13 protein-coding genes and 2 pseudogenes are annotated in these 18,789 nt (G+C 60.0%); 12 read left to right on the top strand and 3 right to left on the bottom strand.

The window, feature by feature from the left end; genetic code table 11:
- Positions 1-141 precede the first annotated feature (141 nt).
- The 7 genes and pseudogenes from AC1DUB_RS00130 (at position 142) to AC1DUB_RS00160 (ending at position 8,996) form a co-directional block, all read left to right on the top strand.
- The gene (locus AC1DUB_RS00130) at positions 142-1,692 is read left to right on the top strand and encodes a class I SAM-dependent DNA methyltransferase (protein ID WP_477727770.1); all 1,551 of its coding nucleotides are present in this window, start codon (positions 142-144) and stop codon (positions 1,690-1,692) included.
- Positions 1,682-3,025 carry a restriction endonuclease subunit S gene (locus AC1DUB_RS00135; RefSeq protein ID WP_477727771.1) on the top strand — a complete coding sequence of 448 codons (1,344 nt, stop codon included), beginning with the start codon at positions 1,682-1,684 and terminating at the stop codon, positions 3,023-3,025. Before AC1DUB_RS00130 ends, AC1DUB_RS00135 begins: the two co-directional genes overlap by 11 nt.
- Complete coding sequence (locus AC1DUB_RS00140; RefSeq protein ID WP_477727772.1) at positions 3,022-3,927, top strand: DUF3800 domain-containing protein; 906 nt, start codon at positions 3,022-3,024, stop codon at positions 3,925-3,927. Before AC1DUB_RS00135 ends, AC1DUB_RS00140 begins: the two co-directional genes overlap by 4 nt.
- A gap of 675 nt (positions 3,928-4,602) precedes the next feature.
- Positions 4,603-6,792, top strand: a pseudogene (locus AC1DUB_RS00145) (type I restriction endonuclease subunit R); the annotation flags it as partial.
- Positions 6,793-6,858: 66 nt separating this feature from the next.
- Positions 6,859-7,848: pseudogene (locus tag AC1DUB_RS00150) on the top strand (DUF3387 domain-containing protein); the annotation flags it as partial.
- 212 nt (positions 7,849-8,060) lie between these two features.
- Entirely contained in the window at positions 8,061-8,459 is a 399-nt protein-coding gene (locus AC1DUB_RS00155) for a hypothetical protein (protein WP_477727773.1), read from the top strand.
- A gap of 18 nt (positions 8,460-8,477) precedes the next feature.
- Positions 8,478-8,996, top strand: a complete 519-nt coding sequence (locus AC1DUB_RS00160) for a GIY-YIG nuclease family protein (protein WP_477727774.1) — start codon at positions 8,478-8,480, stop codon at positions 8,994-8,996.
- 528 nt (positions 8,997-9,524) lie between these two features.
- Here AC1DUB_RS00160 and AC1DUB_RS00165 read toward each other — a convergent pair.
- The gene (locus tag AC1DUB_RS00165; protein WP_477727775.1) at positions 9,525-10,364 is read right to left on the bottom strand and encodes an SDH family Clp fold serine proteinase; all 840 of its coding nucleotides are present in this window, start codon (positions 10,362-10,364) and stop codon (positions 9,525-9,527) included.
- A 1,216-nt stretch (positions 10,365-11,580) separates the two neighbouring features.
- Here AC1DUB_RS00165 and AC1DUB_RS00170 point away from each other — a divergent pair.
- A complete protein-coding gene (locus AC1DUB_RS00170; protein ID WP_477727776.1) occupies positions 11,581-11,799 on the top strand; it encodes a hypothetical protein in 219 nt (72 codons plus the stop codon).
- Positions 11,800-12,208: 409 nt separating this feature from the next.
- Here the strand turns inward: AC1DUB_RS00170 and AC1DUB_RS00175 are convergent, their stop codons facing one another.
- Complete coding sequence (locus AC1DUB_RS00175) at positions 12,209-13,729, bottom strand: MFS transporter (protein ID WP_477727777.1); 1,521 nt, start codon at positions 13,727-13,729, stop codon at positions 12,209-12,211.
- A gap of 152 nt (positions 13,730-13,881) precedes the next feature.
- Here AC1DUB_RS00175 and AC1DUB_RS00180 point away from each other — a divergent pair, with 152 nt between their 5' ends.
- Positions 13,882-14,778: a LysR family transcriptional regulator gene (locus AC1DUB_RS00180; RefSeq protein ID WP_477727778.1), complete on the top strand. Its 897-nt coding sequence runs from the start codon at positions 13,882-13,884 to the stop codon at positions 14,776-14,778.
- 114 nt (positions 14,779-14,892) lie between these two features.
- On the opposite strand, the gene AC1DUB_RS00185 is transcribed toward AC1DUB_RS00180, so the two are convergent.
- Positions 14,893-15,798, bottom strand: coding sequence for a LysR family transcriptional regulator (locus tag AC1DUB_RS00185; protein ID WP_477727779.1), 906 nt, complete (start codon positions 15,796-15,798; stop codon positions 14,893-14,895).
- Between the two features lie 168 nt (positions 15,799-15,966).
- Between AC1DUB_RS00185 and AC1DUB_RS00190 the strand changes: the two genes are divergently transcribed.
- Genes AC1DUB_RS00190 through AC1DUB_RS00200 form a run of 3 tightly spaced genes read left to right on the top strand, consistent with a single transcriptional unit; the run spans position 15,967 to position 18,754 of the window.
- Positions 15,967-16,950: a 2Fe-2S iron-sulfur cluster-binding protein gene (locus AC1DUB_RS00190; protein WP_477727780.1), complete on the top strand. Its 984-nt coding sequence runs from the start codon at positions 15,967-15,969 to the stop codon at positions 16,948-16,950.
- 19 nt (positions 16,951-16,969) lie between these two features.
- The gene (gene gtdA, locus AC1DUB_RS00195; protein ID WP_477727781.1) at positions 16,970-18,016 is read left to right on the top strand and encodes a gentisate 1,2-dioxygenase; all 1,047 of its coding nucleotides are present in this window, start codon (positions 16,970-16,972) and stop codon (positions 18,014-18,016) included.
- Between the two features lie 42 nt (positions 18,017-18,058).
- The gene (locus tag AC1DUB_RS00200; RefSeq protein WP_477727782.1) at positions 18,059-18,754 is read left to right on the top strand and encodes a fumarylacetoacetate hydrolase family protein; all 696 of its coding nucleotides are present in this window, start codon (positions 18,059-18,061) and stop codon (positions 18,752-18,754) included.
- Positions 18,755-18,789: the final 35 nt, after the last annotated feature.

Here is an 18,789-nt window from a genome sequence, read left to right on the forward strand (position 1 = left end):
TTACCAAGATGTCGTTTGGCTCCTCGAAAGGTCTCGGCCAACCTTGCATGGGGTTCCGCCAGAGCTCCGCACCCCTTATTTCCCAGAACTGCATAATCTGTAGCGGTATCAAAAATAGACGAAAAGGGACGGCGCCGCTGCATGCTTGACGACATCAAAAAAACACTCTGGGCCACCGCCGACAAGCTGCGCGCCAACATGGACGCCGCCGAATACAAGCACCTGGTGCTGGGCCTGATCTTCGTCAAATACATCTCTGACACCTTCGCCGCCCGCCGGTCAGAAGTCGCCACCCGGCTGGCAGACCCCAAAGACGAATACTTTTTTGACGGCGCCACGCCCGAAACCCTGGCCGCCGAGCTGGAAGACCGCGATTACTACAAGTCGGTCAATGTCTTCTGGGTGCCCGAAGCCGCCCGCTGGGAAAGCCTGCGCGCTAGCGCCAAGCAGCCCGACATCGGCAAGCGCATTGACGAAGCCTTGACGCTGGTGGAGGTAGAAAACCCCAAGCTCAAGGGCATCCTCGACAAGCGCTACGCCCGCGCCCAGTTGCCCGACGGCAAACTCGGCGAGCTGGTCGATCTGGTTTCCACCATAGGCTTTGGCGACAGCCCCAGCGTCGCCCGCGACACGCTGGGCCAGGTCTACGAATATTTTCTGGGCATGTTTGCTAGCGCCGAAGGCAAGCGCGGCGGGCAGTTCTACACCCCGGCCAGCATCGTCAAGACCCTGGTCGCGGTTCTCAGCCCGCACAGCGGCAAGGTCTACGACCCCTGCTGTGGCTCGGGAGGCATGTTTGTGCAGAGCGAAAAGTTCATCGAGGCCCACGGCGGCAAGCTGGGCGACGTGTCCATCTACGGGCAGGAGTCCAACCCCACCACCTGGCGCCTGGCCGCCATGAACCTGGCCATTCGCGGCATTGACTTCAACCTGGGGCGCGAGCCCGGCGACAGCTTCACGCGCAACCAACACCCCGACCTGCGGGCCGACTTCATCCTTGCCAATCCGCCCTTCAACATCAGCGACTGGTGGCATGCCAGCCTGACCGGCGACGCGCGCTGGGTATATGGCGACCCGCCGCAGGGCAACGCCAACTACGCCTGGCTACAGCACATGCTGCACCACCTCAAACCCACGGGCCGCGCCGGCATTGTGCTGGCCAACGGCAGCATGAGCAGCAGCCAGAACAGCGAGGGCCAGATTCGCGCCGCCATGGTCGAGGCCGACGTGGTGGAAGTGATGGTGGCGCTGCCCGGCCAGCTCTTCTTCAACACCCAGATCCCGGCCTGCCTGTGGTTCCTGGCCAAACAGAAAAAGCGCCAGGGCGAGGTGCTGTTCATAGATGCCCGCAAGCTCGCGACCATGATCGGCCGCGTGCAGAGCGAGTTCACCGACGAGGTGATTGATCGCATCGCCGCCACCGTGGCCGCGTGGCGCGGCGAGGCCGATGCTGGGGAGTATCAGGATATTCTTGGCTTCTGCCGCAGCGTGCCGCTGGCCGAGATCGCCCAGCACGGCCATGTGCTGACGCCCGGCCGCTACGTTGGCGCGGAAGAGGTCGAAGACAACGATGAAGACTTCGCCACCAAGATGCAGCAACTCACGGAGAAGCTGGGCGAGCAGATGGCCAAGGGGGCGGAGCTGGATCAGCTGATTCGGCAGAAGCTGGGGGGGCTGGGGTATGAGTTCTGAGTGGGCCTCGCTTACCATCGGTGACTTGGTGCGGCAGGGGGAAGCAACCGTTCAAACTGGCCCATTCGGCTCGCAACTGCACAGGCACGATTACGTTGCCGCTGGTACTGCGGTGATCCCGACCGAAGCCATCGGACGCGGGCGCATTCTCGACATCTCCGTACCCCAGGTGGACTCGATCAAGGCTGCAGAGCTCGCACGGCATCGGCTACGGCTCGGCGACATCTTGTTTGCCCGTCGTGGCGCTCAAGCTACCGGACTATCCGCAATCGTCGATGAGCGGTTTGAGGGCGCACTTTGTGGCACCGGCGCACTTTTGCTGCGAGTTCAAAGCCGGCGCGTTGATCCCAAGTATCTTGCGATGTTCTTGTCAAGCGAGGCCGCGTATGTCTGGTTGAGGACACACGCAGTTGGCGCCGTCATGCCCAACCTAAACACGGACATCATCAAGGCGCTTCCAATTGCCTTGCCGGGCATTGACGAACAACGAAGCTTCGCGAGATTCTTTGGCGCAGTTGACGACCGCATCACCCTCCTGCGCGAAACCAACGCCACGCTCGAAGCCATCTCCCAAGCGCTGTTCAAGTCATGGTTTGTTGATTTCGACCCCGTTCGCGCCAAGACGGAAGGCCGCGCCCCCGAAGGCATGGACGAGGCCACGGCGGCGCTGTTTTCGGATGGGTTGGAGGAGTCGGAGCTGGGTTTGGTGCCGAGGGGGTGGCGGGTTGGAGTACTGGGTGAACACACCAGCTACCTGAACCGGGGAATTTCACCCAAGTATGTCGAAGAAGGTGGCGTTCTTGTAATCAATCAAAAGTGCATTCGAGATTTCACTCTCGACTTAAGCAAAGCTCGCCGACACGATCCAGCACAGCGAAAAATTGATGGGCGTGAGTTAAGAAAAGGTGACATGCTAGTGAATTCAACTGGTGTTGGAACGCTGGGTCGTGTCGCCCAGGTCCTGAGCTTGGATCAAACAGCGATTGTTGATTCGCATGTCACGGTAATGCGTGCAGATGCCTCGCTGACCTGGAATTATCTTGGTCTTTCAACAATGCGCAGACAGGCAGAAATTGAAGCCATGGGCGAAGGCACAACAGGGCAAACCGAGCTGAGCCGAGGAAAGCTGGCACTTCTCCGGTTGGTTATTCCACCTGCTGTGGTACTTCAGAATTTTGATGAAGTCGTCGTGCCGTTACGTGAGCGCTTTGCAGCCAATCTTGAAAAAGCCCAAACCCTCGCCACCCTCCGCGACACCCTGCTCCCGCGCCTGATTTCCGGCCAGCTCCGGTTGCCAGAGCTGCCTCACATTGCCGAGGAGGCCATGGCATGAGTACCGCAGGCACCCAATACGCCCTCTTCGAGTCGGCGGAGGCCCTGCCCATCGAGCAGGCGGCCCAGGAACCTTCTGGCCGACGGTTCAGCGACTACGTGGTCTATGTGGATGAGAGCGGCGACCACTCCCTGGCCGGCATCGATGCCGACTACCCCGTCTTCGTGCTTGCTCTTTGCGTCTTTCACAAGAGGCACTACGCAGAAAAAATCATCCCCGCCGTCGAGAAGCTCAAGTTCAACTATTTTGGGCATGACAGCGTGGTGCTGCACGAGCACGAGATTCGCAAGCAGAAAGGGGACTTTGCGTTCCTGAGCCACCGCCCGACGCGGGACGAGTTCATGGCGCGGCTGTCGTCCATCATGGAGGCCAGCAACTTCATCTTGATTGCTTGCGTGGTGGACAAGGCCCGTTTGAGCCGGAGTGAGGGCGCCAGCTCCAACCCCTACCACATCGCCTTGGGCATCTGCCTGGAGGCCCTGCGCGAGTTCCTGGCGGAAAAAGGGCAAGACCAGGTGAAGACCCACGTGGTGGTGGAGTGCCGGGGCAAGAAAGAGGACGCGGAGCTGGAACTGGAATTCCGGCGCATCTGTGACGGTGACAACCCGGGCAACAGGCACTTGCCGTTCGACATCGTGTTTGCAGACAAGAAGACCAACCTGGCCGGCCTGCAACTGGCCGATCTGGTTGCGCGCCCGGTGGGGCTCAACTACATCCGTCCCCGGCAAGCCAACCAGGCTTTCGAGCTACTGAAGAAGAAGTTCTTCTGCGATGGCGGGCGCGCCAAGGTGGGCAGCGACTATGAGAGCGTGGGCCTGATGATTTATCCACCCCAGAAAGCGAAAAGCCCCGATGAACCCACCGAGGCTATAACGCCGACCAGGAACCCCCAATCCACTTAGGTCGCGAGTTTACCGCAATCTCTCCACAGCGAGCAATGAAAAAATGCATCAGAGAGCGCATCTACCCGGTACGCCCGTTACCTGCCTGTTTGGGCCTGAAAGTGTTTTAAAGCAAAACAACACAAGCTGCCAAAAAGCTAAAAAGTTGTTGTTTTTCAACAAGTTAAGTGTTTAGGCAATAGTTCCGGGCAAACTTCGCCGAAAGGCAAGGAAGGGGCATGGCCGAAGACCAGCTCGAGCGGGGAAACCCTGGCTTGGGTGCAGGATGTGGGCTATACCCACCGCGACGGCCCCGACGTGGCGCATGACGGGCTCGCGCCTGATTTCGGGCCAGTTGCGGCGTGCAGAAGTGGCTTGAGGTCGACGGTTTGCTGCTGATTTGGTAGCTAACAGTGCCTGTGTTGATTGGTATTGAGCCTGATTTTCTTGTTAATCTTTGGTGGATGACCGTGTGAGCTGCGAATTCAGTAAAAAATACGGCCAATGGCCAAAACCCAGCCCGACATCGTGCAAAGGCGGCTTGACGAAGGTTTGCTGATGCCGCAGGCTGGTGTGCATTGAAATGTTGATGGAATCGACAGATGCGAGCGATATGTCGATTTCCATCTATTTTTTAAACCTATTCTGGAGCTAGCCCATGCACGCGACCTGCCAGGCGACCTTCGGGACAGCCCCATGACCGAAGACCAACTCGAACAAGAAACCTTGGCCTGGCTGCAAGACGTGGGCTACAGCCACGCCTATGGCCCTGACCTAGCGCATGACGGTCCCGCGCCTGAGCGATCCAGTTACCGGCAGGTACTGCTGGCCGGGCGGCTGCGGGCTGCGATCGATGGGCTGAACCCCGGCATTCCAGCTGCGGCGCGGGAAGACGCACTCAAGCAGGTGCTGGACCTGGGGATTCCGGCACTGCTGTCTGCCAACCGGCACTTTCACCGCCTGCTGGTGGCGGGTGTGCCGGTGCAGTACCAGCAAGACGGCGAGACGCGCGGCGACTTTGTGCGCCTGATCGACTGGGCCGAGCCGGCGTGCAACGACTGGCTGGCGGCCAACCAGTTTTCCATCAAGGGCCCGCAGCACACGCGCCGGCCCGACATCATCCTGTTCGTCAACGGCCTGCCGCTGGTGCTGCTGGAGCTGAAAAACCCGGCTGACGAGGCCGCCGATGTCTGGAAGGCTTACGAGCAGATCCAGACCTACAAGGCGCAGATTCCCGACGTGTTCCAGACCAACGAGGTGCTGGTGATTTCGGATGGCACCGAGGCGCTGCTGGGCTCGCTCTCCAGCGACGCCGAGCGCTTCATGGCCTGGCGCACGATTGACGGCGTCACGCTGGACCCGCTGGGCGAGTTCAATGAGTTGCAAACCCTGGTGCGCGGCGTGCTGGCCCCTAGCTATTTGCTCGATTACCTGCGCTACTTTGTGCTGTTTGAGGACGACGGCACGCTGGTCAAAAAGATTGCAGGCTACCACCAGTTTCACGCGGTGCGCGCTGCCATCCATCAGGTGGTGGCGGCTTCGCGGCCCGGTGGCAGCCAAAGCATCAAGGGAAAGGGCGGCGTGGTCTGGCACACCCAGGGCAGCGGCAAAAGCATCACCATGACCTGCTTTGCCGCCCGCGTAATGCGGGAGCCGGCGATGGAGAACCCGACCATCGTGATCATCACCGATCGCAACGACCTGGACGGCCAGCTGTTCGGCGTGTTCAGCCTGGCGCAGGATTTGCTGCGCGAGCAACCGGTGCAGGCGCGCACGCGGCAGGAACTGCGCACGCTGCTGGCCAACCGGCCTTCGGGCGGCATTGTGTTTGCCACCATCCAGAAGTTCATGCTGGGGGAAGACGAAGACAGCTTTCCCATCCTCTCGGAGCGGCACAACATTGTGGTGATTGCCGATGAGGCGCACCGCACGCAGTATGGCTTTGAGGCCAAGCTGAAAACACGTAATTCAGCACGAAAAATTCCTCAAGCCCAGGCAGGTTACGCGCAAGTAGCTATTAATAAGGTGGCAACCGGCGATGGGGTGACCACGCCGCACCGCGCTGAATTTGCACCGCCCGACTACCAGGTCAACGAAACGGTTGAGCGCTACCAGGCCGGCTATGCCCAGCACCTGCGCGACGCGCTGCCGCACGCCACCTTTGTCGCCTTTACCGGCACCCCCGTCAGCAGCACAGACCGCGACACCCGCGCCGTGTTTGGCGACTACATCCATGTCTATGACATGCAGCAGTCCAAGGAGGACGGCGCCACGGTGGCGATCTATTACGAGTCGCGCCTGGCCAAGCTCAGCCTGAAAGAGGCTGATCTGGCGCAGATCGACGAAGACGTGGATGAGCTGGCTGAGGATGACGAGGAAAGCCAGCAGGCGGCCCTGAAAAGCCGCTGGGCCGCGCTGGAAAAGGTGGTGGGCGCCGAGCCGCGCGTGGCCAGCGTGGCCGCCGACCTGGTGGCGCATTTTGATGCGCGCAACACGGCGCAGACCGGCAAGGCCATGGTGGTGGCCATGAGCCGCGACATCTGCGTGCATTTGTACAACGAGATCGTCAGGCTGCGGCCCGACTGGCACGATACCGACCCCGAGAAAGGCACGATCAAGATCGTCATGACCGGCTCGGCCAGCGACAAGGCCTTGCTACGGCCGCACCTCTACAGCGCCCAGGCCAAAAAGCGGCTGGAAAAGCGCTTCAAGGATCCGGCCGACCCGCTGCGCCTGGTGATCGTGCGCGACATGTGGCTGACCGGCTTCGATGCACCCTGCGTCCACACCCTATACGTGGACAAGCCCATGAAGGGCCACAACCTGATGCAGGCCATTGCCCGCGTGAACCGCGTGTTCAAGGACAAGCAGGGCGGCCTGGTGGTGGACTACATCGGCATCGGCAACGAACTGAAGTCGGCCATGAAGGAATACACCCAGTCAAAGGGCCGTGGCCGTCCCACGGTGGACGCGCACGAGGCGTATAGCGTGCTTGCGGAAAAGCTCGATGTGCTGCGTTCCATGCTGCACGGTTTTGACTATAGCGGCTTCCTCACGGGCGGCCACAAGACGCTGGCGGGTGCCGCCAACCATGTGCTGGGCCTCAAAACCGACTCGGCCCGGGACGGCAAGAAGCGATTTGCCGATACTGCACTGGCCATGAGCCAGGCGTTTACGCTGTGCTGCACGCTGGATGAGGCCAAAGCTGTGCGTGAGGAAGTGGCCTTTATGCAGGGCGTGAAGGTCATCCTGACTAAGAAGGATCTGACGGCCAAGAAGCGCACCGATGAGGCGCGCGAACTGGCTATCCGGCAGATCATCAGCTCGGCGGTAGTGTCCGAGAGTGTGGTGGATATCTTCGACGCTGTGGGCCTGGACAAGCCCAACATCGGCCTGTTGGATGACGAATTCCTTGCCCAGGTGAAAAACCTGCCGGAAAAGAACCTGGCCGTGGAGTTGCTGGAGCGCCTGCTGGAGGGTGAAATCAAAAGCCGCTTCGCCAGCAACGTCGTGCAGGACAAGAAGTTCTCGGAGATGCTGGCTAACGTCATTACCCGCTATCAAAACCGCTCGATTGAAACAGCGCAGGTGATGGAGGAACTGGTGGACATGGCCAAGAAATTCCGTGAAGCGGCATCCCGCGGAGAGTCACTTGGGCTGACCGAGGACGAGGTGCGCTTCTACGATGCGCTGGCCAACAACGAGGCGGCGGTACGCGAGCTGACCGACGAAACCCTCAAGAAGATCGCTCATGAACTGACCGAGAACCTGCGTCAGAACCTGAGCGTGGACTGGTCAGAGCGCGAGAGCGTGCGTGCCAAGCTGCGCCTGATGGTCAAGCGCATTCTGCGCAAATACAAATACCCACCGGATCTGCAGGACGCGGCTGTGGAGCTGGTGCTGAAGCAGGCGCAGGTAATGGGGGAGAGCTGGGCAGTGTGATGCCAATGTAGACCAGCAGGGTCACCGTCACACCTTTGACCGCCTAAACCTGCTGAGCGCCATACACGTGGGCAAGGTCCGCCTCAAGCGCCCGGTGGTTGCCACGTGGGGCACCTACATTGCCACCCATTCCGCCCGACTGCGCTCCCTATAGTGAATTGTGAAGTCTGCATTGTTGCAGCCCGGTTTCCCAGTTCACCAAGGAGAAAGCAATGTCAATCACCAAGCCCACCATGCCCGTTACCCTGGTTCAGCAAATCGAAGCGCGTCAGGCCGAGCTCGGCCTGAGCGACCGGCAGCTTTGCGACGCACTCGGGTTTGAGCGTGAAATCACCCTCGTGCTGATCAAGCAGGGCACCATGAAGCTGCCCATCAACAAGGTGCCAGCCCTGGCCGCGGCACTGTCGCTTGAGCCCGCCGACGTGCTCCGGGCGGCTCTGCAAGAATCCTCGCCCGACCTGATCTCGGTCATTGAAGAGGTCTTCAACTCCCTCCGCCTGACCACCGGTGAGATGCGCCTGATCCGCCACCTGCGCAACCTGGCAGGAGACCGACCAGCTGCGCCGGTTGTCTTTGATGGCAAGGGCGTGATTGCCTTGGTGACTGCTTGAAACCAGGAGGGCAAGGATATGCATTGGACTGAGCGTAAAAAGATCTACGCCACAAGGCCCGGGGATGGCGTCGATTTCATCCCGGATGTGCCGGGGGTGTATTGCGTTCTCAACCGCCAGTCCGGCCACCGTTATGTCGGCTGCTCTGCCACGAGCATGTGGAAAAGGGTGCGCAGCCACCGATCCACCCTGCGCGCAGGTACGGCGCCCAACATGCTGATGCGTAAGCACGCTGCGATCTACGGGCCTGATGTGTTTTTCTACTTTACCCTGCAGGAGCATCTCCAGGATGGGAAAACCTTTTGGCGCTCCCGCCTTGAAAAAAAGGAGTTGTGGTGGACCATCCACCTGGCGGCTCACGACGAGCGGTATGGTTACAACTCGGAGGCTGGCCACATACGCACTCCGGCTGCAGGATTCCGTGAACAGGAGCGTAGGCTGATGGCAGGAGGGCGCCACGGCCAGTATCAATTGCTGCCTGGCGTGGATCGCTATGACCCGATACACCCGGAACTGCTGGAAACCTGGTCCCCGTAGCCCTGCGTCATTTGGGTAGGCCCGCACGGCAGGTTTTTGTCTTCCATATGGGTGTCGACAAATGCTCCAAAAGAGCTCGTCCGCATCTGGTGGGGGAGGCGGACGGGTCGTTCTGACACTGCTGTTTTTAGGCGCGGCGCCGGCATGGCGTCCAGCGGGCCTTGCCATAGCCTGAAAAATCCAGGTGCTGCCTGGACGGAACACGATGGCCACGTGCCGTAATCCTTGGGGTCCAACACAACCACCATGCGTTTTTCCTCATCGAGGCGGTGAAAGCGTTGCATTACCGGGTGCCCATCGGCGTTGACCGTGAGCATCGCGAAGGTGAGAACTTCTCGCCCATCAACGTGCTTCCATTTACGGTAAATGCCGGTTAGCCTTACTTGGCGGCTTGGCCTAGCCTGACGCAGGCAATGGCTGGCCCATGTGCATAGAAAACCGCGTCTTTTATACACATGAGGATTCAGCGCTTGCAAGCTGAGTCAAACCTACGAAAAAGGCCAAGCAATGTCGAGCAGAATTAACTGATCACGGCCCTTTCGGTAGCGCAATAGAAGTACCTGTGCTCACTCGCGCAGATTCAAACATCTTGGCATAGCCACCTTGAGGGCAATCAAATTGATACATAGCTCTCAATAGCCAGAGTTTTTTCCAGACGGCCGAGGCGTGATTCAGAAAGGTTACGTTGAAGCCCAGTTCTTGCGCCTCCTTGTAGTCAATCACCGAACCATGAGAGTGATAGACATTGCGTGTTGCTAGCTTCTCGATGGCCTCGTCGATGTCTTTGGGCTCCCTGCCCTTCATCATCCCGGTCGCAAGTAGGCTCTTCGCAAGCTTTTCTGTTTGTGCTTGGGCTGTTTTGGCCAGTGCCATATCGATGGCGTTAAAGCCACTTCCCGGTGGAGCGTTTAAAACAAAATGAGCAGGCACAGATCCAATGGCAGGATCAATAGGCCCCAATTCAGATTCCATCCCCAACACTACAGTTTGCCCACACATAGTCAGCACTGTGCCATTGCTTTTGGCGCGCCGCGGTACTATAACCCGCAGTTCCGGCGCCATAGCGCGCAGTAGGGAACACAGCTTTTCGGTGGCATCTGTGCCGCCGCCGTTCGTCTCAAGCATTAGATCTACGGGCTTGCCGGCACAGTAGTTGAGCAATTCCGCAAGATGAACATCGTCACCGACGTCGATCTGCGCGTTGGTGTTGTCGCAATCTGTGAAATAGACGATCAGGCAACGCCCAGTCTCAGCCTCAATATCCTCGATCAGAAGCTGTCGAAGATATCGATCTTTATGAGTAACCCAAAAAAGGGTTGATTGACTGGGAAGTTCGGTCGTGCGCGGAAACTTTCCGACTGACGACACTTACGCGGGCTCAGGTTGTTTAGGCTGAGCCTCAAACACGCTTTTACCGGCGTTCAGGCGCTCACTAGCTTTAGCCAGATCGGCATACTGATCTCGAACAGGGCGTGTTTTCACCTGATCTTTAACAATGCGTTCGGGCAGTTGTGGGGATAGCAGCGTGCTTGGCTGGGAAGAACCAAGTGCCCCCACTCTGGCAAGTGTGTGCCTATTGAACATTTTATTTTCTCCGTCTCGTGCAGTTGCCGTCTCGGCCCAGATCTTATGCCTGATGCCTCCTGCAGCCGTTGGAGCGGCTGCTAACTTCAATTGTCCGCCAATTGACGGCCTCGTCAACTCCGGCGATGCGCTTTCGCATCATCAAAAGTGCCGCTTGTCGGCCCGATTGCCTCCTACATGAGGTCAAAGTTCCATGTGCAAACGCCTGCACTCTCCCTTTTTGATCATTTCCTCTAGCGTCCAGACGTCTGCATGGTCGCACCGACCCCTTCAATGTAGTACTTTTATATTACAAATTTCAGAAGCAAGCTCTCCGCGGATGCGCAGGGAATCAAACCCACGGCGCATGCATAGGGCGCTACTGGTGGATTTGTAGGCATCCTGATGACCCACAACTTGCCGGGGCCTACAAAAATGCCTATTCCCGCGCACTTCCCGGCGGGTGCAGCAAATGATTCTTGACTGCTTGACGTGGCCTGCCTGGCACACACTTTGAAATTGACGAAACACCGCAGGCTTGTCAGAATTGATTCACAGAGTTGCTACATGGGCACTCTCCGCGCTACGAAAAACGTAATGAAATCAACGCGAGAGAAATCGGGGATTAGAATCCCACCCTCTCCGCCAAAAAATGCATTCAAGAACATCTCAGGACGTATCTAAATGCCCTGAAAGCCCCGCCAGCCGGGGCTTTTTTGTTTCAAGTCGTCTCGCATCGTCTTTTGACGCCTAAGTTCTTTGGGGGCCGTAAAGCAGGGAAATTCCCCGCTAAGCCAGAAAGTCCCCCAAAATGGCCTTGACAGATACAGCATGCAAGAACGCCAAATACCCTGAGGGCAAGGCTCGAGAGCGCTACCCGGACTCTGGCGGTTTGTGCCTTGAGGTGGTGTCCACCGATGGCAAGTATGGTGTTCTATTGAAGAACAGCAAGGCACGGGACGGGACCAGGCAGCTGATCTGTGCGTCCCTGTTTCCTTAAAGGTGAAAGGGTGGTGGTTGCATGAATAAATTTGATAGTCTCTTGGCCGATTCCGCGATTGGGAGTTCTTTCTATGTCAGCCCCCATATATTAGGAGTGGATGGTGAAAGCTTTCATAAGCTTGTTGAGACTTGGGTCGCAGCTGGCGGAGGAGATGGTTTTACTGTTTCCGACGCGGGCAAAGAAAGTGCGAGCGGTGGCCATCAATATGTCATCGTCAAGATCACCCGAACCAAATAAGCCTGGAAAGAAGTGGAACGGACACATCACGAATGTCGCTAGATAGGTTGATGATCAACGCGCAAAGGCTATGAAGGCCTTGATTGAAGGATTCGGCTGTTAGTACCGTGTCCAGGTGAAGCCAGCTGTGCTCCAAACGCCTCGGGCATGAGATCGATGATTGTTCGCCGTGCCAAGCACAGCGCATCTTTGAGATTGCGAATTTGAGCGTCACGGGCATCAGGGGCGATCGACTTTCCGTCACTGTCAGTTCCCGCGCTGGACTGCCGGAGTACCGCGCACCGCTGGGTCCTGAAGCTGCCGGCGCAGCAGATCATTGGTTTCCTTCTGCATCGCGATGAGTTCGCGCAGCAATGGTTTGGTGCCTATCAACGCGAACGGAAGAATCGCCCGGCAGGTCGCAAGGTCATCATCCCGAATCTCTCGTGTCCGCCTGCAACGCTGCTTCCGGAGCAAGTGCCCGATTGCGCCATGTGCGGCGGTAAGTTCCAATCGCGATGGCGAGCGCGACGACGATCAGAATCGCCGCGACTGCGAACGTAATCCGCATACCGGCGGCAACAGCTTCGGGACGCGCCGTTGTGATGTCGGTCGTTGCCGATGCAAGCGCGAACACCGCGCCCATCACGGATGCACCGGTGATGAGCCCGAGATTGCGCGACAGGCTGAGCATGCCGGAAATGACGCCCCGCTGGTCCGGACGGATATCGGTCATGACGGCGGTGTTGTTGGCCGTCATGAACAGCGCATAGCCGACGGTGATGACGACGATGGGGGCGATGTAGCCGGGGATGCCGAGCGTCGCCGGCACCATGGATAACACGAAGGAACCGGCCGCTATGGCGATGAGCCCAATGATGGTCATGCGTCGTGCGCCAAAACGGTCCGCCATGCGGCCGGCTGGCACACCGGCCAGCGCGGCGGCAAGCGGGCCGACCGACAAGACGAGTCCGACAAGTGCCGCGTTGAGCCCGAGCGCACGAGAGAGATAGAACGGCCCGACCACCAGCGTTGCCATCATCACCGTCGAGACGAGCGCGCTCATGGCGAGGCTTGCACGTAAGCCTGGATCGCGGAACATCGCCAATCGGATCAAAGGGGATGCGGCTCTCGCCTCGGCGCGCACGAAGAGGCCGACGCCCAGGGCAGCCGCCAACAGCAGCGCCATGTTGAGCGGACCGAAACTGCCGCGCCCGTCATGATGACGAATGGTCATGGCGAGGGCATAAGCCGCGAGCGTCAGAGCCAGCAGCAGGGTGCCCGCATGGTCGAAGCCGGCGCTATCGATCTTCGGCCCCCGGCGATCAGCGGGCAGGTAGCGATGCGCGAGAAGAAAAGTCAGGATACCCAGCGGTACGTTGACGAGGAAGATGGCCTGCCAGCCGAGTCCGGCGATCAGAACGCCGCCAAGCGATGGACCGAGCGCGGTGCCCATCGCGGACATCGTTCCGAGCAGGCCCATGGCGCTACCTGTCTTTGCCTTGGTAACCGTCTCACCGACAAATGCCATGGTGAGGGCCATCATGACGGCTGCTCCGAGGCCCTGTGCCGCCCGGGCGGCAATCAGCAGCCAGAGCGTGGGCGCGATGCCGCACAGGAACGAGGCCGCCGTGAACAGGAAGATGCCGGCCAGCAGCAGCCGCTTCCGGCCGGTGATGTCACCGAGCCGTCCGACGCTGACGATCAGGGTGGTGATGGCGAGGAGATAAGCGAGGACGACCCACTGGACTTCCTGGAAGGAGGCGTTGAACGCCTGTGCCAACGTCGGCAAGCCCACATTGGCGATGCTGGTGCCGAGCGAGGACAGCAACATGGACAGCGAAAGGGCGGCGAGCGCCCACCGAACCGAAGGTGTCCGTTCCGAACTTCCACTTTTGCTTTCACTTCCGGCGACTGCCTCATCCCGTTTTGCAATGATTGACTTCAACATGAACTCCGCTTTCTGCTCCGTTTACTGGCGACTCCGAAATGGAGCTGATATGCAAGCGTAGTTCTTTGCCTGGCATGGCGGAAGGCGCACCATTTGCACTTTATTCGTGCGTTTGACGCCATGTAACGGCCAAACTGCGCTATGGTCGATGCATGGCGACACCCGATTTCAACTTGCTGGTCACGCTCGATGTGCTGCTCGCGGAAGGCAGCGTTGCGCGTGCGGCCCGGCGCTTGCGGCTCAGCCCGTCGGCGATGAGCCGGGCGCTGGCGCGGTTGCGCGAGACCACGGGCGATCCGCTGCTGGTCAGGGCTGGGCGCGGTCTCGTTCCCACGCCCCGGGCGATAGCACTGCGCGAGCAGGTCGGCCAGCTCGTGCAGGACGCGGAAGCGGTTCTGCGCCCCGTGGAGAAGCTCAAGCTCAAGAAGCTGGTCCGAACCTTCACGCTGCGGACCCGCGAAGGCTTTGTGGAGAACTTCGGGCCGGACCTCATTGCCCGCGTCGGCCAGGAAGCGCCCGGCGTGCGGCTGTGCTTCGTGCAGAAGCTCGACAAAGACAGCACGCCACTTCGCAACGGGACCGTCGATCTGGAAACCGGCGTTATGGGGAAGACGACGGCTCCGGAGCTGCGCGTGCAGGCCTTGTTCCGGGACCGTTTCATTGGCGTCGTGCGAGCGGGGCACCCGCTGAGCCAGGGCGAGATCACGCCGGCCCGTTATGCGGCCGGCAGGCACATTGGCGTTTCGCGGCGGGGTCTGGGCGCGGAGCCGGTGGATGAAGCCTTGGTGCCGCTTGGACTGGAAAGGGAGATCGCCACCATCGTCGGTGGTTTTGCGGCCGCGCTGGCGCTCGCCCGGGCCTCCGACCTGATCGCCACCGTTCCCGAACGACACACCGGAAACCTGCGCGCCGGAATGCACAGTTTTCCCCTTCCGGTCGCCACGCCGGAGATCACGGTGTCATTGCTCTGGCACCCGCGGCTGGATGCCGATCCGGCGCACCGCTGGCTGCGCGGGTGTGTTCGGGACGTCTGCGCGGACATCCGCTGAATGGAAAAGTATGTCGGAGTTGGAGTGCATCGCTGATGTCAAACCCGCCGACGCCTTCAGGCCCCACAAAAAAGAGTACTACACCCACTCGGCCATGAAGCCAACTACCCCTGACTACCCATCTGCATGCATGTTGAAGATGAGGCCCCGCAACCACTGATTGGCCGGGTCTTTGTGGTACTTGGCATGCCAGAACAGATTGATGGCAATCTGCGGAAGCTTGATGGGGTGTGCGACGTATTTCAGGTTGAAAGGTGTGGCCATCCGTTCTGCGAGGCGTTCCGGCACGGTGGCCACAAGTTCCGTTGACTGAAGAATGTGACCCACCGCCACAAAATGCGGTACGGTCAACTTCACCTTCCGCTGTGGTGAATTTTTGTCCAGTATTTCATCGACGATCCCGTGGCCCGTACCTGCCGAAACAATCGCCACATGGTCCGCCGCAAAAAAATCCGACGGCAGGATTTTTTTCTTGTCCAGCGGGTGCCCCTGCCTGAACATGCAGACGTATTGCTGAGTGAACAATCGCTGCTGGAAGAAGCCGGCCTTGAGCTGGGGCAGCAATCCGATGGCCAGATCGATATGGCCTGCCTCCATGGAGTCCTTCAGGTTAATGCTGGTATTGCGTACTGTGCTGATCGACACGGCCGGCGCCACCTTCTGGATCTTTTCCATCAAAAGGGGCAGGAAGTAGATCTCGCCGATGTCGGTCATCCCGATTGAGAAAGTCCGCTTGCTGGTGGCTGGGTCGAATGAGTTCCTGGCGTTGACCGCGCCGTGGATCATGCCCAGCGCGTAGCCTATCGATTCGGCCAACTGATCGGCGAAAGGCGTGGGCTGCATGCCACTGGACGTGCGCAGGAAAAGTTCGTCGCCAAAAAGCTTGCGCAGGCGCGCCAGCGCGTTGCTGACAGCGGGTTGCCCGAGGCCGAGGTTCTCGGCGACTTTTGAGACTTTTCTTTCAGTCAACAGCTGGTTGAAGATGACCAGCAAGTTCAGGTCGATGTCCTGGAGTTCCATCTGCGTCTCCGATCTACGTCTGTGCGTGACTATTGATTTAAATGATGTTAAACATTGATGTCATTGTATTGACTGATTATGCACCGCGGCCGAAGATCACCGCCATGGCAGCCACGGTTTCCGCCGTCGTCGCAAAAAGCAATTTCTCCACGAGACAAGACCCAACTGATGGAAATTTTTGTACGTCCCCTCCAGCGCACGCTGAGCGTTATCGCCGGCGTCAATCTGCTGGATGCCCTGCGCGCCAACGACGTGCCGGTGTCGTACAGCTGCATGGCCGGGCGTTGCGGCACCTGCCGCTGCAAGGTTGTCGAGGGGCATGTGCTCGATTCGGGCCGGGAAGCGCAGCGCCCGCTGGTGACTGAAGACCGTTATGTGCTGGCGTGCCAGACCTTTCTGACTGAGTCCTGCACTGTCGAAATCCCCGAACCTGACGAGGTCGTTGTCCATACGGCAAAAATCGTCAAAGCCACCGTCGTGGCGGTAGAAGACCAGACCCACGACATCAAGCGGATCCGGCTGAAGGCCGCCAAACCCCTCGCGTTTTCACCCGGCCAGTACGCGCAGCTTCAGTTCACGCCTGACCATATCCGGCCCTATTCGATGGCCGGCCTGTGTGCGGAGGATGAGCTGGAGTTCCATGTGCGCCTGGTCCCCGATGGCCGGGTCACCGGCTACATCGCCAACACGCTGAAGGTTGGCGACGCGGTGCGCGTCAGCGGCCCGCTGGGCTCGGCCTACCTGCGTCGCAAGCATGAGGGCCCGATGCTGTGCGTGGCTGGCGGAACAGGCCTCGCGCCTATCCTGTCGATCATCCGCGGCGTCATTGCCGAAGGCATGCGCAACAGCATCCACCTCTATTTCGGTGTTCGCTCGGAACGCGACATCTACGGCCGCGAATGGCTGGCAGAGCTTCAGCGCCAACATCCGCAACTGCATGTGCACGTCGTGGTCACGTCCGGCCAGGCGCCCGGGTGCCGCACCGGCCTGGTCACCGAAGCCATTGCCCAGGACTGGTCCAGCCTCGAAGGCGTTCGCGCCTACCTCTGCGGCGCGCCGCCCATGGTGGAGGCCACCACCTTGCTGGTGCGCCAGATGGGCGTGCTCGCCGAACAAATTTATGCCGACGCGTTTTACGCCAGCGGCACTTGAAAAATCAACAGGAATCGCCATGAACGCCAGAAATCTAGACCTCGAATCCCAGCTGAGCCGCAAAGCCTATTACGACCGCATTGGCGCCGACAACATGACGCCGCTCTGGGAAGTGCTGGGCGCGCTGGTGCCGCACTCGCCCAAGTCGCCGGCGGTCTCGCATCTGTGGAAGTACGCCGACGTGCGCGACCGTGTGATGGAGGCCGGCACGCTGATCAGCGCGGCCGAGGCTGAACGCCGCGTGCTGATTCTGGAAAACCCCGCGTTGCGCGGCCAGTCCTGCATCACGCAGTCGCTGTATGCCGGCCTGCAACTCATCATGCCGGGCGAAGTGGCGCCGGCCCACCGCCACACGCAGTCCGCGCTGCGGCTGGTGCTGGACGGCGAGGGCGCCTACACCGCGGTCGATGGCGAACGCACGACGATGCGCCGCGGTGACTTCATTATCACGCCGGCCTGGACCTGGCACGACCATGGCAACCTGGGCGACCAGCCGGTGGTATGGCTCGACGGCCTGGACATTCCCATTGTGCGTTTCCTTGATGCCGGATTTGCAGAGAAAAGCGACAGCGACTACCAGGCCGTCATCCGGCCGGAAGGCGATGCGCTGGCGCGTTACGGCTCCAACATGGTCCCGGTCGATTTCTACCAGCAGCCGGCCGAGCCGACCAAGGTGTTTGTTTATCCATGGGAACGCACGCTGGCCTCGCTGAAAGCCATAGCCGCCGGTACGCCCGATGCGCACTTTGGCCACAAGCAGCGCTACATCAACCCGGCCACCGGCCGCTCGCCGATGCCGACAATTGCGGCGTTCTCGCAGCTGATTCCCGCAGGCTTCGAGACGCTGCCTTATCGCTGCACCGACGGCACGGTGTACGTGTGCCTTAGCGGCAGCGCCGAAGCGACTGTCGAAGGCAAGACCGTTCGCCTCGATGAAAACGACGTGATGGTCGTGCCGTCCTGGCACAGCCACCAGTTCCGCGCCGGTCCCGAGGCCGTGCTCTTCAGCTATTCAGATCGCCCCGTGCAGCAGGCCCTCGGCCTGTGGCGCGAACACCGCGCCTGAAAACCCTTCAACTCTGCGACAAAACACAATCACATCCATCACATGAACTACGCCATCGAACCCGCCACCATCCCCACGCTCGCCGTAGCCGGCATCAGCGAACGCTTTCCCGTCAACCGGATCTTTTGCGTAGGCCGAAACTACGCCGCGCATGCGCGCGAGATGGGCAAAGACCCTGACCGCGACCCGCCGTTCTTTTTCATGAAACCGGCCAACGCCGCTGTCGATGCGTCGTCGCCTGTCAGCATTCCTTATCCGCCGAAGACGAAGAACTTCCACCACGAAATTGAACTCGTCGTCGCCCTCGGCAAGGGCGGCCGCGACATCGCTGTGGCCGATGCGCTGGACCATGTCTACGGCTACGGCGTCGGCCTGGACATGACACGCCGCGACCTGCAACTCGACGCGCGCGACAAGGGCCGCCCCTGGGAATTCGGCAAATCCTTCGCGCTGTCGGCACCTGTCGGCGCGCTGTCACGCGTGGCCGACAGCGGCCATGTGGCTGAAGGCGCCATCAGCGTCTCCGTCAATGGCAGCGCCCGTCAGTCGTCGGACATTGCCAAGCTGATCTGGTCGGTTTCGGAATGCATCGCCTACCTGTCTGAATACGAAACGCTGGAGCCCGGCGACATCATCATGACCGGCACCCCCGAGGGCGTGAACGCCGTGGTTGCGGGCGATGTGATGCAGGGTGACATCGCAGGCCTGGCCGGCATCACGGTCACGGTGAAGGCCTGATACGTAGGCGCGGAAAACGGAAAACGGCAAACGAA

This window comes from Polaromonas sp. P4_F9, from assembly GCF_056401235.1.

Coding starts and splice junctions, on each gene's coding strand:
- AC1DUB_RS00180 (WP_477727778.1), top strand. CDS start 13,882: ATGGCGACACCCGATTTCAACTTGCTGGTCACGCTCGATGTGCTGCTC.
- AC1DUB_RS00175 (WP_477727777.1), bottom strand. CDS start 13,729: ATGTTGAAGTCAATCATTGCAAAACGGGATGAGGCAGTCGCCGGAAGT.
- AC1DUB_RS00190 (WP_477727780.1), top strand. CDS start 15,967: ATGGAAATTTTTGTACGTCCCCTCCAGCGCACGCTGAGCGTTATCGCC.
- AC1DUB_RS00130 (WP_477727770.1), top strand. CDS start 142: ATGCTTGACGACATCAAAAAAACACTCTGGGCCACCGCCGACAAGCTG.
- AC1DUB_RS00140 (WP_477727772.1), top strand. CDS start 3,022: ATGAGTACCGCAGGCACCCAATACGCCCTCTTCGAGTCGGCGGAGGCC.
- AC1DUB_RS00160 (WP_477727774.1), top strand. CDS start 8,478: ATGCATTGGACTGAGCGTAAAAAGATCTACGCCACAAGGCCCGGGGAT.
- gtdA (WP_477727781.1), top strand. CDS start 16,970: ATGAACGCCAGAAATCTAGACCTCGAATCCCAGCTGAGCCGCAAAGCC.
- AC1DUB_RS00170 (WP_477727776.1), top strand. CDS start 11,581: ATGAATAAATTTGATAGTCTCTTGGCCGATTCCGCGATTGGGAGTTCT.
- AC1DUB_RS00185 (WP_477727779.1), bottom strand. CDS start 15,798: ATGGAACTCCAGGACATCGACCTGAACTTGCTGGTCATCTTCAACCAG.
- AC1DUB_RS00135 (WP_477727771.1), top strand. CDS start 1,682: ATGAGTTCTGAGTGGGCCTCGCTTACCATCGGTGACTTGGTGCGGCAG.
- AC1DUB_RS00155 (WP_477727773.1), top strand. CDS start 8,061: ATGTCAATCACCAAGCCCACCATGCCCGTTACCCTGGTTCAGCAAATC.
- AC1DUB_RS00200 (WP_477727782.1), top strand. CDS start 18,059: ATGAACTACGCCATCGAACCCGCCACCATCCCCACGCTCGCCGTAGCC.